Annotated in this window: 16 protein-coding genes; 6 read left to right on the top strand and 10 right to left on the bottom strand. The window is 45.5% G+C overall.

Features of this window, described 5'->3' with window-relative positions; genetic code table 11:
- Nucleotides 1-2 precede the first annotated feature (2 nt).
- A complete protein-coding gene (gene lnt, locus Nant_RS17435; RefSeq protein ID WP_054342910.1) occupies nucleotides 3-1505 on the top strand; it encodes an apolipoprotein N-acyltransferase in 1503 nt (500 codons plus the stop codon).
- Here the strand turns inward: lnt and Nant_RS17430 are convergent.
- Genes Nant_RS17430 through Nant_RS17420 form a run of 3 tightly spaced genes read right to left on the bottom strand, consistent with a single transcriptional unit; the run spans nucleotide 1477 to nucleotide 3811 of the window.
- On the bottom strand, nucleotides 1477-2142 hold the full coding sequence (locus Nant_RS17430) for an anthranilate synthase component II (protein ID WP_054342909.1): 666 nt from the start codon (nucleotides 2140-2142) through the stop codon (nucleotides 1477-1479). The two genes, lnt and Nant_RS17430, sit on opposite strands and share 29 nt — an antisense overlap.
- 2 nt (nucleotides 2143-2144) lie before the next feature.
- A complete protein-coding gene (locus Nant_RS17425) occupies nucleotides 2145-3533 on the bottom strand; it encodes an anthranilate synthase component I family protein (protein ID WP_054343278.1) in 1389 nt (462 codons plus the stop codon).
- Between the two features lie 35 nt (nucleotides 3534-3568).
- Nucleotides 3569-3811: a Trp family transcriptional regulator gene (locus tag Nant_RS17420; RefSeq protein ID WP_054342908.1), complete on the bottom strand. Its 243-nt coding sequence runs from the start codon at nucleotides 3809-3811 to the stop codon at nucleotides 3569-3571.
- Between the two features lie 267 nt (nucleotides 3812-4078).
- On the opposite strand from Nant_RS17420, the gene Nant_RS17415 reads away from it, so the two are divergent.
- Both Nant_RS17415 and Nant_RS17410 read left to right on the top strand, forming a co-directional pair.
- Nucleotides 4079-5086 (top strand): GlxA family transcriptional regulator, encoded by a 1008-nt coding sequence (locus tag Nant_RS17415; protein ID WP_054342907.1) that lies wholly within the window; start codon nucleotides 4079-4081, stop codon nucleotides 5084-5086.
- Nucleotides 5087-5557: 471 nt separating this feature from the next.
- Nucleotides 5558-6355, top strand: a complete 798-nt coding sequence (locus Nant_RS17410; protein ID WP_054342906.1) for an undecaprenyl-diphosphate phosphatase — start codon at nucleotides 5558-5560, stop codon at nucleotides 6353-6355.
- A 102-nt stretch (nucleotides 6356-6457) separates the two neighbouring features.
- Here the strand turns inward: Nant_RS17410 and Nant_RS17405 are convergent, their stop codons facing one another.
- Nucleotides 6458-7018 (bottom strand): CBS domain-containing protein, encoded by a 561-nt coding sequence (locus Nant_RS17405; protein WP_054342905.1) that lies wholly within the window; start codon nucleotides 7016-7018, stop codon nucleotides 6458-6460.
- A gap of 134 nt (nucleotides 7019-7152) precedes the next feature.
- Nucleotides 7153-7494, bottom strand: coding sequence for a hypothetical protein (locus Nant_RS17400; protein WP_054342904.1), 342 nt, complete (start codon nucleotides 7492-7494; stop codon nucleotides 7153-7155).
- A gap of 230 nt (nucleotides 7495-7724) precedes the next feature.
- On the opposite strand from Nant_RS17400, the gene Nant_RS17395 reads away from it, so the two are divergent.
- A complete protein-coding gene (locus Nant_RS17395) occupies nucleotides 7725-8096 on the top strand; it encodes an SRPBCC family protein (protein WP_054342903.1) in 372 nt (123 codons plus the stop codon).
- Between the two features lie 154 nt (nucleotides 8097-8250).
- Here Nant_RS17395 and Nant_RS17390 read toward each other — a convergent pair whose 3' ends face one another.
- The 5 genes from Nant_RS17390 to Nant_RS17370 form a co-directional block, all read right to left on the bottom strand.
- Nucleotides 8251-8622 carry a hypothetical protein gene (locus tag Nant_RS17390; RefSeq protein ID WP_054342902.1) on the bottom strand — a complete coding sequence of 124 codons (372 nt, stop codon included), beginning with the start codon at nucleotides 8620-8622 and terminating at the stop codon, nucleotides 8251-8253.
- A gap of 80 nt (nucleotides 8623-8702) precedes the next feature.
- Entirely contained in the window at nucleotides 8703-8993 is a 291-nt protein-coding gene (locus Nant_RS17385) for a YkgJ family cysteine cluster protein (RefSeq protein WP_054342901.1), read from the bottom strand.
- 53 nt (nucleotides 8994-9046) lie between these two features.
- Complete coding sequence (locus tag Nant_RS17380; RefSeq protein ID WP_054342900.1) at nucleotides 9047-9247, bottom strand: hypothetical protein; 201 nt, start codon at nucleotides 9245-9247, stop codon at nucleotides 9047-9049.
- 41 nt (nucleotides 9248-9288) lie between these two features.
- Nucleotides 9289-9702, bottom strand: a complete 414-nt coding sequence (gene rnk, locus Nant_RS17375; RefSeq protein ID WP_054342899.1) for a nucleoside diphosphate kinase regulator — start codon at nucleotides 9700-9702, stop codon at nucleotides 9289-9291.
- A 510-nt stretch (nucleotides 9703-10212) separates the two neighbouring features.
- Nucleotides 10213-10572 carry a VOC family protein gene (locus Nant_RS17370; protein WP_054342898.1) on the bottom strand — a complete coding sequence of 120 codons (360 nt, stop codon included), beginning with the start codon at nucleotides 10570-10572 and terminating at the stop codon, nucleotides 10213-10215.
- Nucleotides 10573-11024: 452 nt separating this feature from the next.
- Here Nant_RS17370 and Nant_RS17365 point away from each other — a divergent pair, with 452 nt between their 5' ends.
- Nucleotides 11025-12305, top strand: a complete 1281-nt coding sequence (locus Nant_RS17365) for a DEAD/DEAH box helicase (protein ID WP_054342897.1) — start codon at nucleotides 11025-11027, stop codon at nucleotides 12303-12305.
- A gap of 92 nt (nucleotides 12306-12397) precedes the next feature.
- Nucleotides 12398-13501: a phosphoribosylaminoimidazolesuccinocarboxamide synthase gene (locus Nant_RS17360; RefSeq protein WP_054342896.1), complete on the top strand. Its 1104-nt coding sequence runs from the start codon at nucleotides 12398-12400 to the stop codon at nucleotides 13499-13501.
- Nucleotides 13502-13550 lie beyond the last annotated feature (49 nt).

The raw sequence follows: 13550 nt of genomic DNA, 5'->3' as shown, positions 1-13550 counted from the left end.
AAATGCTACAAACAGCCCTACTGAAACACCGCGCGCTGCTATCACTACTATGCGGCGCGCTCACGCCTCTGGCATTTTCCCCGCTTGACCTGTGGGTCCTGATATTACTCACACCGGGCATTCTGTATTTACTACTACAAGATCTAGCACCGCGCAAAGCCGCATGGGTCAGCTGGTGCTTTGGTGTGGGTTTTTTTGGTTCAGGCGTCTCGTGGGTCTATGTCAGCATCCATACTTACGGCAATGCCTCGGTTTTACTGGCGTCATTACTGACACTGGCATTTGCTATGGGACTGGCACTTATGTTCGCCGCGCAAGGCTGGTGTTATGCCAAATGGCTTTCAGGGTCACGTTTCCCGGCCGCCGGTTTCATCGGTGTATGGATAGTATTTGAATGGATTCGCAGCTGGTTTCTCACCGGATTTCCGTGGCTCTATCTTGGCTACGCACTCATAGACACCCCGTTTAAATTCTGGGCACCGATAGGCGGTGTCTGGTTACTGTCATTAGTGGCACTTAGCCTGTCGCTCGCGGGTATATTACTGATCCGCTCCCGCAGCATGACTCAGCGCATTACTCTTGCCATTATACTGACACTGCCTTGTCTATCTCTGGTGTTGCCTAAAGACTGGACTCAGGCAAGCGGTAACTTTCAGGATATCGATATTGTTCAGGCCAATGTTGCGCAGCAGCTAAAATGGGACAAAAATTATCTGCCGGATTTTCTTAACCTGTATAGCAAAATCACTCTTGAACAGACCCAGGCGTCCATCGTGATCTGGCCGGAAACAGCTATTCCCTCGTTATTATCGACCGCAACACCTTACATGCATAACCTGCTCAGCATTTTCAATGCAGATAACCGCTCACTGATCAGTGGCATCCCCTCGATTGAACGTGACACAACACACCCCAATGGCTATCGCGCATACAACAGCCTTGCGCTATTAACAGGCGAAACCGATATTTACCACAAACAACGACTGGTACCTTTTGGCGAATATGTACCCATGGAAAACTACTTGCGGGGGCTGATCGAGTTTTTCAATCTACCTATGTCCAGCTTCAGCCTGCCGACACAACAACAGACCACACTAAGTGTGGGCGACAGCAAAATCGCAGCGGCCATCTGCTATGAAATAGCCTACCCGGAACTGGTCAGAAAAATGTCTGCTGACAGCGACTGGATTCTCACCGTATCGAACGATACATGGTTTAGCCATTCAATTGCACCGGCGCAACATCTACAGATTGCGCGCATGCGTGCGTTAGAGAATGGTCGCTGGCTAGTCCGAAGCACCAATAACGGACTCACCGCCATTGTCGACCCCTATGGCGATATCGCAGCACAAGCACCGGCGTATGAAGTGGCAGTATTGAAAGGACAGATAGAGAACAGATCAGGCAGTACACCGTATCAACTCTACGGGGTACTGCCTGTGTTGTTATTCAGCATGCTATTGATAGCAGCGGGTTTTATTCCGCGAAGAAAAGAAAGTTCTTAATCAGCTCTTTGCCGCCTTCAGTGGCAAAGGACTCGGGATGAAATTGGATACCGCTAATCGGATATTCACGATGCTGGACCGCCATAATTTCAAACGCCCCGCCCTGATGGATTCTTGCATAATCAGCAAACTCATCTGCTGCTAATTCTCCCACCACTGAGGTCAATATCAGGCACTCAGGGAAACTCTCAACTTCAGCCATCAGCGAATGATAACGCATCACTTCAAGCTTATCGGGAATACCGCGAAAAATCCCCTTTCCATTATGTGTAATCGGGCTGATCTTACCATGTACAGGCAGCGGAGCTTTCACCACCTTACCGCCAAACTGATGCACAATACCCTGCATTCCCAAACACACGCCCAATAAGGGAATGGTTTTACCCAGCTGCCCGATAACCTCAGCACAGACGCCAAAATAGTGCTCATCTTCTGGTGAGCCCGGCCCCGGAGAGATAATGATTCGGTCAGGATTGGCGGCTTTAATCTCTTCAAGCGTTACCTGATCATTACGTTTAACAATAATCTCGAAATCATCCACAGCCCCTTTGGCTTTTTCAGATGTCAGGATCTCGCCAATATACTGATAGAGGTTATAGGTGAACGAGTCGTAATTATCGATAATATAAACTTTCATGCTCACGCCTCTTCCTTAATAAATAGATCCAGGACTTTCTTGGTACCTGCAAACTTACGCTGAATCTCTTCATATTCATCTTCGGCATTGGAATCGTAAACATTGCCTCCACAGGTTTGCACATATGCCTCTTCGCCGTTAGCAAACACCGTCCGAATCGGAATAGCAAAGGTGCAATCGCCATTAAAAGAAAAGTTTCCTACAGCGCCGCCATACGGGCCACGGCCGTCCAGTTCCAGCTCATTAATAACTTTCATCGCTTCAATTTTTGGCGCTCCGGTAAGCGTACCCGCTGGAAAATTACTCGCCAATGCAGAGAACATATCCTGATCTTCGGCGATAATACCGACAATTTCACTGGAGATATGTTGCACATGGCTAAAGCGTTTAATATCCATCAAGCTGCGTACTTTCACCGTACCAAACTGCGCCACCCGACCAATATCATTGCGGTGCAGATCGACAATCATATTGTGCTCGGCGATCTCTTTAGGATCGTTCAGCAGATTACGCGCCAAGGCGCGGTCTTCTTCCTCTGTAGCACCGCGTTTTGCCGTACCTGCCAACGGGAAGGTTTCCATTTCGCCCTGACGCAAACGGAACAATAACTCAGGACTGGCCCCGATCAGCTTCTGCTCGCCAAACTTAACGTAATACATCTGCGGAGACGGATTAACCTCGCGCAATTTCTCATAAATATTGATGGTGTCGCCTTCCAGCTTAAAGCGCTTCTTAAAGCCCACCTCGGTCTGGAAAATTTTACCGTCAATAATATCCTGCTTAACCTTCATCACCGCGGCCGCGTGCTCAGCCTGCGTCATCGTCTCACCCATGGGCGTGATTTGCAGCGCGCCATTGCCCACATACTCTTGAGCAATTAATGATTCCACTAAGTCCAGACGGCTATCGGTGTAATAGAAATAGGTAACCTCGCCTGTCATCTTATCCAGAATCACGCCATCTTTATAAAGGCCAAACTTAAACGCCTCGAACAGCTCGCTGCTTTGCAGATTAAGGGTTGGCTCAAAGTAATTCATACTGTCGTAGCTGAGATAACCCGTTAGCCCACCCGCATATTTACGTGAAATCACATTCTGCGGCATCAAATCACGCAACAGGTAATAAGGGTTATCACTGTGATACTGCTCGCACTGGCCATCACGTTCCTGAATCGTCAGCGTTTTGCCTTCAGCCCAGATTATTTTTTCCGGATCAAAACCGATAATCGAATAGCGCGAGATAAAACTATCTTCACCTAACGACTCCAACATAAAACAGGTGTCAAACTGCTTGTCGATTTTCTTAAACAGATCAAAAAAATCACAATCAGACGTGATAGTGACATAATGCGGTTTGCGAGGAAGATCGATACGATCAGGTCTACGGGACATCATATTCATTTAACCTTATTTACTCTCAGTTATCCTTATTCGGCTTTAAGCGCACGCGAACCACGCGTCACGGTGGCAATACCCACACCCAGCGTTTCAGCAATCTGACGCTGTGGCATACCCTGCCCCAACAGCTTGAAAATCTGTAACCGCTTAGTGACCTCGCTGAATTCAGCAGGGGTTAGCAGCGCACGCAACGCCTGCTCCATCTCATCCGGCGTATTAAACGCCAGCAGATGCTCCATTAACTCACGGGTATATTGCTTGTCTGTATTCATGTACTAGTATGCTAGTGCAATTTAATAATATGTCAATAGCTAAGGCTATGTTTGCAAACGCTAATTGCGTTGATCACATTAATACCATCATTCACGCTATTGATGAACTCAAACAGATAACGGCTTGCAGCGTGCTGTTTAATCAGGTTATGGCCTCTTGATTATCGACAACGTCTCTGAAAAACCAGACAATAGGTCATGTATAAGCGATGGCATAATAGGTAAAATTTGACTAATTCCCTGATAAAGCGCGATTTTAGTTCCGTAATGCGTGCAAAAAACAGTGTCTACCTGCCAAGCGAGGAGCTGACAGTAAAGCCATTGATCGTTGGCTTCGTGCTATTAGAGCATTTCTCAATGATGGCTTTTACCGCAGCGGTCGATGCCTTGGTCACCGCCAATCTTGTCAATACGGTAGCGCTTTTTTCACACATAACGATCGGGATTGATTCTCAAACCGTTAACAGTGATCTTGGGATCGAAATATCGACCAACACCTACCTCAAACAGGTACCTCTGGAGGGAAATAATGCCGCTGATGTATTGATCATTTGCGGCGGATTCCGATGCGCATTAGAAGAAAAACCGCCACTCTCGTCAGTACTTAAAGCGGCAGAAAAGCAAGGACTCACCTTAGGTGGAATATGGAACGGCGCCATTGCATTGGCTCATGCAGGTCTGCTTGATGGCCACAGTTGTGCGGCCCATCCCGATAACCATGCATACATAAAAGAGCGCTTTAGCCAAGTAAGGCTTTCGCCCAACACGCTAGTTATCGAAGAGAAATTGATCAGCTGTGCAGGCCCTGTCAGTGCGCTGCAAATAATGTTATCACTCATAGAACAGACTCAAGGCAGCCACCTTGCCCGTGCAGTTCGTGAAATTCTTAGTTGTGATCAAGTAACAGAGAACAACGACCATACACTACTACTAGCAGGTGATAACTCAGCGTTTCCCGTGGCACTTCGCAACCTTTTAGCGCTGATGCACACCAATATTGACGAGCCACTTCACCTGGAAGAACTGGCAGCATTAGTCAGTCTTTCACGGCGTCAGATAGAACGCATGTTTCAGACCTATCTGGAAACATCACCCTCGCGCTACTACCTTGAATTACGTTTATCCTACGCAAGGCGACTGCTTCAACAAAGCAATGAATCAATCATCAATATTTCCCTCGCCTGCGGTTTTATCAGTACGAGTCACTTCAGTCACTGTTTTAAAGACTATTTTGGCATACCGCCCAGTGCAACAAGACAAAAACCTCACGGATAATAGCGCATGTGAAAAGCGAACAGATTCAAACATCACAACGTTATCTATTCCTACAAATGTATCATCTGCACTGGGGTCAGCAATAGAACTACTGGAACCCCATATAAAAATGCCTTATTCAATAACTGATTTTTAGTACGAACCCAACAAAATAGTCGTTCGGAATCATCCGGGCGGCTGCTTTTAGTCAAACAAAAAACACCAATGCGTAGCGTTTCATTCCCCACACCCCCTCGTTACCTCAAGATCAGTATAAATATGTAAAAAACCGACAGATAGCTCCGACTAAAAGCATAAGATCGTAAATAACAATAAAGATTAAATTGCAAATAACCTGCTTACGTTCAAAATACGCATCATTTGGTGAAAATTCTCATCATGAAAAATTTATCGATATAAAAAACACCCTATCGTGACAACATTTCCGTCATGATATTTTTCATACATGCTTTTCTTACAAGGGTTAGATAGATGGATTTGCTACAAGGAATAACGCTCGGCATTATAGAAGGCATTACAGAGTTCTTGCCCATATCCTCTACAGGCCACCTCATTATTGCCAGTGATCTGCTAGGTTTACCCGCCACAGATAGCAACAAAGCATTTGAGGTTATTATTCAACTGGCCGCTATTCTTGCCGTTGTTGCAAACTACCGGGATAAATTCACATTTCGCCATACAACATTATGGATGAAGGTCGCCGTTTCCTTTATCCCTATTGGCATAGTGGGGTTGTTATTTCATAGCCAGATAAAAGAACTGTTTTCCGTCGAAGTCGTGGCTACCATGTTCATAATAGGAGGGCTTATATTTTTGTGGGTTGAGCGCCGTCTTAAACACCATGAGCCGACCGTGAACGATGTTGAAGATATAACCTTTCCACAGGCTGCCATTATTGGCATTGCGCAGGTGTTTGCATTAATTCCGGGTACCAGCCGGGCAGGCGCAACCATTATTGGTGCCCTGCTGCTGGGTATTAACCGCAAAGCCAGTGCCGAATTTTCATTTTTATTAGCGATGCCTGTGATGGTCGCAGCCAGCGGTTTAGACCTACTAAAACACTATCAGGACTTTATCGGCGTTAATGCCTGGCCGTTAATTGCGGGTTTTGTGATGGCATTTTTAAGTGCCTATATCGTTATGCGACTCTTTATATCCTTCCTTGATCGATGGACATTTGTAGCCTTTGGTGTGTATCGAATTATTTTCGGGCTGCTACTGTTTTATATGGTGTATGCAGGGCTTATCAGCACTGAGGCAACAGCCTAAACATCTTGTACATCAGCCCCTACCTGGGGCTGATGTAGCATCAACAGAGCTTAAACCTGACTACGGTCTGACCTGGGTCTAGCTCAGATGTGGCATTGCTTTTTACACATGAACAGCATTATAAATACCCACAAAGCTCGATGCTTTGGTGATATCCACTGCAATCTGTAACCGTCTCGCAATGTCACTGGCCGAAATAACACCGCGTATTTTGTGCTGCGTCCGGTCAATTACCAAGCAATGCTGCTGAGCATTATTTTTTAGCACTTCAACAACATCAAAAATGGTAGCGTGACACAATTCAGCATAATCGAAAGCCTTTAGCTTGCTCTTTGGCTGAAAGAAGTCTGTGATCGTTAAGTCATTACGGTCATAACCTTCGGACAGTTTTTTCATGATTTCCTGGTTATTTAAATCATCAAGACTCACCACACCCAAAAACTTCTTATCGTGATCAACCACCAATTTTAATCGCACATGCGATTTTTTCATTAATCTTTCAGCTTCAATGGCTGAAATATTTTCATCGATAATAAAAGGATTTACATCCTTAAAGTCCGTAAATATATCGAGCGCACTAGAACCCAGCGAAATCACAGCGTGCTCGTGGGTAACGACTAATTCATCGACTGGATTTGTTGTATATAAGGTTAATGATTTCATTAAAAAACTCCATATTTCATACAATAGAAATAAAGTTTGAGTGGTACAAATCACACCCAACTTTATTCTATATAAAATTAAATCTTAAATTTATCGGATATCTATTCTTAAGCTATAAAAGCTAGCTATAAGAGTTAACTAAAGAGAAGAGGCGGAGCGCGGATGAAATAGTTTTTAGCAATTAATTTTATAGAAGCACGGGGGGAGTGCGGTAAAGCGGTACGTGTATCATTCGCATAAATAAATGGAGTTGAAACAAAACAAACATCATCAGGGCCATCAGATACAGAATCATAATCATATTCTAATAAGTTCTGATCGATATAGGAGATTCGATAATCAATAACACTGCCAGCATCAGAATCAATCCACTTACCCACACTGATGGCAGAAGCGATAACCAGTATGAAATAAAAGAAAAGCTGAGCAATCTGACGCCGCTCATTTGCACCGTCTTTTGATGAACAGGGAATCATGTATTGACCATCAGGTCTTTATTCATAATAGGCTAACAACCTCCACAAATCGGAATAACAGTCATAACAACAGCCGTAATACTGGACTAACCTTATTTATATAGACTACTCCAAGCATTTCAAGTCCGCCACACTATTAATACTTAAGGATAAGGTACCTGTGCAGGATAGATTTTTACCTCTACAGGTTTATGGTTAACACTGCTTTCTAATAATAAATGAATAATGTCATGATAAATAAAATGATCGCAGGTGCAGCTCTGTACTGCGGCCTTGTCTCTATTCCGGGCTTTGCTGCGGGGACGCTCGAGGTTGAAGAATCAATTATGGTGAATGCTAACCCTGCGGCTGTATGGGCACTGGCGGGCAACTTCAACGGACTTGATCGCTGGCACCCCGCCATCGCCAAGAGTCACCAGGCAGAAGACGTAAGAACATTAACGCTTCAGGATGGCGCCACTATCACCGAACGCCTGACTAATTATAATGCACAAGGGCAACACTACAGCTACGCGATAACGTCTGATCCTCTACCCGTTAAAGACTATCAATCTACCCTACGAGTCGAATCAGCGAAAAACCATACCAGTAAGGTTATCTGAAGCTCGACCTTCGAAGCCTCCGGGGCTGCTGATGCTGATGCGAAAGCAGCAATCCAGGGCATCTACAAGGCAGGACTCACTCAATTAAATGCACTATTTAACTGATGGCACTGCCTGCTCTTCTGCGAGGTAAGGAGATCTATCAACCCGCATTTTAATGAACCCTGTAGCCATCTTCTTCGATGAGTTGTCGGGCTTTGTCTACGTCGAGTGCTTCAATAGGCTCGGCCAGATAATAAGGCAAAGCCACGGGACTCTCGCTTAATTTAATAAGATTACCTTCCTCAAGCCGCTCAATTACCGAGTGCAACGTCGCTTCAAGATTAGGCGGCGGTGTTGGATATCGCTTACTGACGTAATCCAGCAATTCCTGAATAGTATGGGAACCATCGGCTAGCGACACCACAAGACCCAGCCATTCATCTAAGGGTGTTACATTGTCTGGCTGATTAATGTCTGCCAACCCAACTTCATTATCTTTTCGTGTGTAAATGACAGTTCGATAAAAATATTGTGAATTAGTCATGAGAACCCATTTTAAATTTTCGCGTTAGTAGCATTAGGATGTGACACCGGTAACTTCAGCTAAGCCGCTTGTTATGCCATTTACATATTAGCAGCGCGTTCGGAGATGCATTCGTATTCAGCCATTTCAAATTCACGGCAAATCAAAGGCCGCTTCTCGTAAATAGTGCAACCCATAGAGTCTCGATCCAACGCCGCGCACCAGCCATCTTCTAGCCGGGCCATTCGCATGCCGCCCCACTCATCTATCTCAATAAAACGATCGGGCACTCCCGTATCCGTAATAAGCATGACTTCCAAACGGCAACAGCAGGCCATGCAGTTTGAGCAGGTAATAGCTGCCTGAGGTAAAGTGGTGGTTTCAATTTTCATTTTTTAATACAGATACTCTGAAATTCAGTAGTGGTATCGACACATAATAATCGTTAATGCACTTCGGCAAAAATACTATTCTCATCAGAGCTCGCATCTTTACCGTTAGCAGAACAAGTATGAATCGCAACCACCACCAGCACAACAGATAGGACAGGGCTATTGATAGGTAGGTGGGCAGGTGAGATGAAAGGCAAGAATACACTCTCGTTCTGATAGATGTACGATTGGCCGCTAATGCTGCCAATCAGCATCACGTTGGCATCCTGGGTTGAAGCGCTGAGTACCTTTTAAATTAGATGAGAAACTCACCTTCACGCTCAGGCTGATAAATCACCTCAATGATTTCGACGACCAATACACCGCCATCAGGTTTCGGCCATTCGACTTGTTTGCCTTCTGCCAGTCCAAGCAACGCAGCACCAACCGGTGCCAGTATCGAAACAGTAGCATCACCGTTACGGCTATCTTGTGGATAAGTCAGTGTTAAAGAAGACTCCTTACCAGAAGATTTATTCATAAACTTTACGGTTGAATTCATCGTAACGAGATTGGGCGGTATATCTTCAGGCGCAACAATCTCGGCGCTGGCTAATTCATAAGACAACGCATCCTGAGCGGGAAAGTGGCTATCATCCAAGGAATCCAGCATTTTCTCAAGCCGTGTGGCATCAAGTGATGAAATAGTAATTTTCGATGTCTGGTTCATTTTTTACCCTTAAAGAGATGATCAGCGACATATACCCTTTTGGCTTTACGCTTGATGTTTTGTTTTTCAGAATCAAGCAGATCCGACACCGCGTTTGCAGTGTGGTTTTAATCCGCAAGATATCTTTTTACTGTTCGATTTACTGCGTAATTTCTTTTGGGTTTTCTCGGCTGCGCCAAAGCAACACAGTGGCCTGTGAAGACAATAGTCGAGGAAAAACCAACATCAGGAAACTGGCAGCAGACTGCTTATGTGAATTAGTTTGTGTGTATTTTCGGTTGTGTTTGTGCGTGTTTTTTGCGGTTGTATTTAAAACTGTAAGATTACTGCGAACTAGCGAGCGACCTAATTGACACGCAGGTTAGGCATGAACTTATTGACCGTAAGCCTCCTACAGGAGAACCAACATCTATGTGAAATAGTAATATTCATAAGGCTCCGTATGAACAGCTTATTTCGTATGCGCTCAGTCAAGGTACCACAGATAAGATAGGTCTTCGATAGCCGTGCTTAGGCGCAACCTTCGGACCACACCGCAAATTCATTACCACCTGGCTCGATAAAGTGAAACCGATAGCCGCCCGGAAACTCAAAAACAGGCCGATTGATCACGCCACCATACTGCACAATTTTTGCTAATGTCGCTTTTATATCCGCACTGTAAAAGACCAGTAACGCACCGCCTGAAGCCACAGTCGAAGCTAAGTCTGCCTGAAAAAAACCACCATTTAAACCTTGATTAGAAAATGCGGTATATTCAGGACCATAATCAACGAACGCCCAAGCAAATACCCGAGCAAAGAACTGTTTTGTCGCCGCCAAGTCTTTGGTTGAAAACTCGACATAATTTAGTTTTTCAGGTTTATTCATATTGCATCCTCAATGGCTGGCAAAACAGCGGACGGTTTGCTGTTTAAAGATAATTTTCCTTAGAAGGTACAATATTCATTTCTTTGCACGTAAGCCTTACTTTTGATTATTATTTGAGAAGACTCATATGCGTTAGTGCTAGTGCGTCGACTTGACAGGTTTTAATTCTTCCAAAGCTTGCTCAGAATAAATTGCACTTAATCGCCAGAACCCAATCCAAGATGGTTGAGAGTCTGCCCTGAAATACTGCTCCGGATGACACAAGAGCCCGCTTCACACTAAGGTATTATTTGCGAACGTGCGTGAAGCACACAGGGGGATTCTGTTGCTTAGGTTAAGCGTTGCGGCTTCTCGTTAAAACATGCACGAAAAACGGCGATCATAATACTAATTTCCTTTATAATATCCGACCTGTATTTTTTGGCTGTGGCGTTGTCCACAAAGGATAGATAATGAAGTTTTCCTCTTTAGACCTGGCTCCCGAGCTACAACGTGCTTTGGATGCCTGCGGCTACAGCCAGATGACTCCGATTCAAGAACAAGCAATTATTCCTGCCCGTCGTGGTAAGGATGTGTTGGCTAATGCTCAAACGGGCACAGGTAAAACTGCAGCCTTTACTGTGCCGGTTTTGCAGCAGATGCATGACCGCCCTGTCACTACTCAGCCGGGCCAGGTTCGTACGCTGATTCTGGCACCTACGCGTGAGCTGGCCGAACAGCTAACCACCACAATTAAAGGTTATGCGCAGTTCCTGCCCTTTACAGTTAAAGGTATTTACGGCGGCGTGAGTACGGACTCACAAAAAGGCAGGTTAAAGGCCGGTGTCGATATTCTGGTAGCTACGCCAGGGCGGCTGCTTGAGCATGTGGTGCAATGTAATATCAGCTTATCTAAGGTTGAGTTTGTGGTATTAGATGAAGCCGATCGCATGCTCGACATGGGCTTTATCAACGATGTTTATAAGTTGATCCAACAAACAGCAAGCAAGCATCAAACCCTTATGTTTTCTGCCACGGTTACGCCTACGGTTAATGAGTTAGCCAGAAAGCTGATGAGCCGTCACGAAACTATCCGTGTTGCTAAGCAAAACTCGACCGCCGATACGGTTGATCATGTGGTCTATCCGGTAGAAGAGCGCCGCAAAGCGGACTTGTTTCTTGAGTTGATCAAGGCGCAGAATTGGTATCAGGTATTAGTGTTTACCAGTACCAAAGCTCAGGCAGATGAGTTAGTGGTCGATCTGAAGATGGACAAGATCACTTATGTGGTGTGTCACGGCGATAAAACGCAGGGGTCACGCAAGCGTGCTTTAGCCGATTTTAAAGCCGGCAAAGTACAGGTAATGATCGCTACCGAAGTGGCTGCTCGTGGTTTGGACATTAAAGGGCTGGAGTATGTGGTTAACTATAATCTGCCGTTTCTTGCCGAAGATTATGTTCACCGTATTGGTCGTACCGGCCGTGCAGGCGCTAAAGGCCATGCGATATCGTTTGTCAGCCGCGAAGAAGAACGCGCACTGGATGATATCGAACGTCTTATCGGCAGCAGAATTAAACGTATTAACATGCCGGGTTTTGAAGTGGGTAATCGTGAAAACTTACTGAAACAGATCACCCAGAAATCGCAGAAGCCACGTGCCAACAAACCCAGCCAAACCAAGATCATCCGTGACAGGGTGACTACGTCTAAAACGACGGGTAAAGCTAAGCAAAAAATTAAGCAGAAGAAATAAACCGGTTGCGATAGGGCGGTAAAACGTGATGTCGCAAACCCTATACTGTAAAAAAGCCTTCGTGATTCACTCCTGAACAGGACAGTTTACCTATGAGTCTTGCCGATAAAGTGCTGGCCGTTAATAACGACCTGCCAATTCGTACCGATAGCCCCGTCCATAGCGGTAAAGTACGCTCGGTTTACTGGTTAACCGCCGCCGACAGCCGTCGCCTTATCGAAGAGAAAGGCTATGATGTTGCGGCGGATGCACCGTTAGCAATTATGGTGATTAGCGACCGTATCTCTGCATTTGACTGTATCTGGCATGGCGAAGGCGGTATGAACGGTGTGCCGGGTAAAGGCGCGGCGTTGAACGCGATTTCTAATCATTGGTTTAAGCTGTTTCGTGATAACGGTTTAGCCGATAGCCATATTCTGGACATTCCGCATCCGTTTGTCTGGATTGTGCAGAAAGCCAAACCGGTGATGATCGAGGCGATCTGTCGCCAGTACATCACGGGCTCTATGTGGCGCGCCTACTCTAAAGGGGAGCGCGAGTTCTGCGGCATTCAGTTACCCGATGGCCTGCAGAAAGACCAGAAGCTACCTGAGCTACTGATCACGCCGTCCACCAAAGGCATCCTGAAAGGTATTGACGGTGTACCTGAAGCGGATGATGTGAACATCACACGTAAGAACCTGGAAGATAACTTTGCCGCCTTTAATCTGCGCAGCAAAGCTGATATCACTCAATACGAAAAACTGCTTAAAGAAGGCTTCGGCGTTATCAGCGATGCACTGGCGGCACTGGATCAGATTTTTGTCGATACCAAATTTGAATTTGGGTATGTGACCGATGCCGCTGGCAATGAGAAGCTGATCTATATGGATGAGGTTGGCACACCCGACTCTTCACGGATTTGGGAAGGCGCGGCTTATCGTGAAGGCAAAATCGTTGAGAATTCTAAAGAAGGTTTTCGTCAATGGCTGCTAAACAATTTCCCTGATCCGGATATTCTGCTGAACAAAGAGCGTATGCCCGAACGCAAAGCACTGGCACGCGACAACGCCTTGCCTGCAGCGGTGATGATGAATATTTCAGCGACGTATGTGGGCATTGCCGAGAAAGTCACTGGTAAAAAATTAGTGCTTTCTGATAATCCTAAAGCGGATATTGTTGAAATTTTACGTGATCAGTATGGTTTGATCGACTGATCACGCTGATCGGGATCTTTTTACGAGACGTACTTCGAGCACTTATTCC

Origin of the sequence: Neptunomonas antarctica, assembly GCF_001305295.1 — a bacterium.
Lineage (GTDB): Bacteria > Pseudomonadota > Gammaproteobacteria > Pseudomonadales > Balneatricaceae > Neptunomonas > Neptunomonas antarctica.
The sequence above is the reverse complement of the archived record's forward strand: the minus strand, read 5'-3'. Positions and strand labels throughout refer to the sequence as shown.

Bases quoted from the DNA above. Each gene is read 5' to 3' on its own strand.
- Nant_RS17365 (WP_054342897.1), top strand. From the start codon at position 11,025: ATGAAGTTTTCCTCTTTAGACCTGGCTCCCGAGCTACAACGTGCTTTG.
- Nant_RS17425 (WP_054343278.1), bottom strand. From the start codon at position 3,533: ATGTCCCGTAGACCTGATCGTATCGATCTTCCTCGCAAACCGCATTAT.
- Nant_RS17370 (WP_054342898.1), bottom strand. From the start codon at position 10,572: ATGAATAAACCTGAAAAACTAAATTATGTCGAGTTTTCAACCAAAGAC.
- lnt (WP_054342910.1), top strand. From the start codon at position 3: ATGCTACAAACAGCCCTACTGAAACACCGCGCGCTGCTATCACTACTA.
- Nant_RS17405 (WP_054342905.1), bottom strand. From the start codon at position 7,018: ATGAAATCATTAACCTTATATACAACAAATCCAGTCGATGAATTAGTC.
- Nant_RS17385 (WP_054342901.1), bottom strand. From the start codon at position 8,993: ATGAAAATTGAAACCACCACTTTACCTCAGGCAGCTATTACCTGCTCA.
- Nant_RS17420 (WP_054342908.1), bottom strand. From the start codon at position 3,811: ATGAATACAGACAAGCAATATACCCGTGAGTTAATGGAGCATCTGCTG.
- Nant_RS17395 (WP_054342903.1), top strand. From the start codon at position 7,725: ATGATAAATAAAATGATCGCAGGTGCAGCTCTGTACTGCGGCCTTGTC.
- Nant_RS17380 (WP_054342900.1), bottom strand. From the start codon at position 9,247: ATGCTGATTGGCAGCATTAGCGGCCAATCGTACATCTATCAGAACGAG.
- Nant_RS17390 (WP_054342902.1), bottom strand. From the start codon at position 8,622: ATGACTAATTCACAATATTTTTATCGAACTGTCATTTACACACGAAAA.
- Nant_RS17430 (WP_054342909.1), bottom strand. From the start codon at position 2,142: ATGAAAGTTTATATTATCGATAATTACGACTCGTTCACCTATAACCTC.
- Nant_RS17410 (WP_054342906.1), top strand. From the start codon at position 5,558: ATGGATTTGCTACAAGGAATAACGCTCGGCATTATAGAAGGCATTACA.
- rnk (WP_054342899.1), bottom strand. From the start codon at position 9,702: ATGAACCAGACATCGAAAATTACTATTTCATCACTTGATGCCACACGG.
- Nant_RS17415 (WP_054342907.1), top strand. From the start codon at position 4,079: ATGCGTGCAAAAAACAGTGTCTACCTGCCAAGCGAGGAGCTGACAGTA.
- Nant_RS17400 (WP_054342904.1), bottom strand. From the start codon at position 7,494: ATGATTCCCTGTTCATCAAAAGACGGTGCAAATGAGCGGCGTCAGATT.
- Nant_RS17360 (WP_054342896.1), top strand. From the start codon at position 12,398: ATGAGTCTTGCCGATAAAGTGCTGGCCGTTAATAACGACCTGCCAATT.